Origin of the sequence: Streptomyces sp. ICN903 (assembly GCF_022015835.1) — a bacterium.
GTDB lineage: Bacteria > Actinomycetota > Actinomycetes > Streptomycetales > Streptomycetaceae > Streptomyces > Streptomyces fenghuangensis.
On sequence record NZ_JAKMAY010000558.1, the window covers coordinates 1 to 1495 of the forward strand.

The window sequence follows — 1495 nt, forward strand, 5'->3', positions numbered from 1 at the left end:
GGGTGGGCAGCTTGGTGCCCGGCCCCATCGCCCCCAGCACCCACCGCTGGCGCCCCGTGTCCCGTGTGAAGGCGTCGGCCACCTCGCGCGCCACCCGGGCCCCGGCCTCGGACAGCTCGTACACCCGGTCGGCGATGTCGTACTCCGCCAGCGCCGCGTGGTTGGCGCCGAAGGTGTTGGTCTCCACACAGTCCACACCCACCGCGAGGTACGCCTCGTGCACCGAGGCCACGATGTCGGGGCGGGTGACGTTGAGGACCTCGTTGCAGCCCTCCAGCTGCTGGAAGTCCTCCAGCGACGGATCGGCCGCCTGCAGCATCGTGCCCATCGCCCCGTCGGCCACCACCACCCGCGAGGACAGCGCCTCGCGCAGGGCATCGGCGCGGGGGGTCTTCGACGTGCCGGCGGAGGCGGGTCCGGCGGTCGGCGTCGGGTCGAGGTCGTGCGGGGTCGGCGAAGCTGCCATGGAAGGGCTCCCAGAGATGCGACGGCTGTCGGCTTTGCGTCTTCCATCGGGAAGCGCACCCGGCCAGGGTATCTGTCGGCACCGTGAGAGCCGCAGGTGTTCCGAGGCGTGGACGCCGGACATCGGACGGCTACCGCGGCATCGGCATGATCCGATAGCGTTCGGCATTGTCGAATGCCGTCTTCCGGCCCACCGAGAGAAGCGAACAGAGGAGAGGTGCGCGATGGCCCGGACCATCCAGTCGCTGGAGCGGGCGGCGGCAGTGCTGCGGCTGCTCGCCGGGGGTGAGCGGCGCCTCGGGCTGTCCGACATCGCCTCCACCCTGGGCCTGGCCAAGGGCACCGCCCACGGCCTGCTGCGCACCCTCCAGCAGGAGGGCTTCGTCGAACAGGACCCCGCCTCGGGCAGGTACCAGCTGGGCGCGGAGCTGCTGCGGCTGGGCAACAGCTACCTGGACGTCCACGAGCTGCGGGCCCGCGCCCTGGTGTGGACCGACGACCTGGCCCGTTCCAGCGGGGAGAGCGTCTACCTGGGCGTGCTCCACCAGCAGGGCGTGCTGATCGTGCACCACGTCTTCCGCCCCGACGACAGCCGGCAGGTACTGGAGGTGGGTGCGATGCAGCCACTGCACAGCACCGCGCTGGGCAAGGTCCTGGCGGCGTACGACCCGGTGGCCCACAGCGAGGTGATGGACTCCGGGCGCGAGGCGCTGACCGCGCACACGATCACCGATACGGAGTCGTTCGAGGAGGTCCTGGAGCTGACCCGGTCCCGCGGCTGGGCCGCCGATGTCGAGGAGACCTGGGAGGGGGTCGCCTCCATCGCCGCACCCGTGCACGACCGGCGCCGGATGCCGGTGGGCGCCGTGGCCGTCACCGGCGCGGTGGAGCGGGTGTGCGCGGGCGGGGAGATACAGCCGCGGCTGGTTGCGGCCGTGCGGGACTGCGCGCGGGCGGTGTCGCGCGACCTGGGCGCGGGTCGTTTCTGACCCGTCGCGTTCCACGTCGTTCCGCCCCCACCGGTCCGTCC

General features: G+C 72.4%; 2 protein-coding genes. One reads left to right on the forward strand and one right to left on the reverse strand.

Annotated features, from left to right (window positions below):
* The coding region (locus L7D48_RS28750; protein WP_237884030.1) for a homocysteine S-methyltransferase family protein at positions 1-466 on the reverse strand (466 nt) is incomplete at its 3' end.
* Positions 467-689: 223 nt separating this feature from the next.
* Between L7D48_RS28750 and L7D48_RS28755 the strand changes: the two genes are divergently transcribed.
* Positions 690-1454: an IclR family transcriptional regulator gene (locus tag L7D48_RS28755; RefSeq protein WP_237884032.1), complete on the forward strand. Its 765-nt coding sequence runs from the start codon at positions 690-692 to the stop codon at positions 1452-1454.
* Positions 1455-1495 lie beyond the last annotated feature (41 nt).

Coding starts and splice junctions, on each gene's coding strand:
- L7D48_RS28755 (WP_237884032.1), top strand. CDS start 690: ATGGCCCGGACCATCCAGTCGCTGGAGCGGGCGGCGGCAGTGCTGCGG.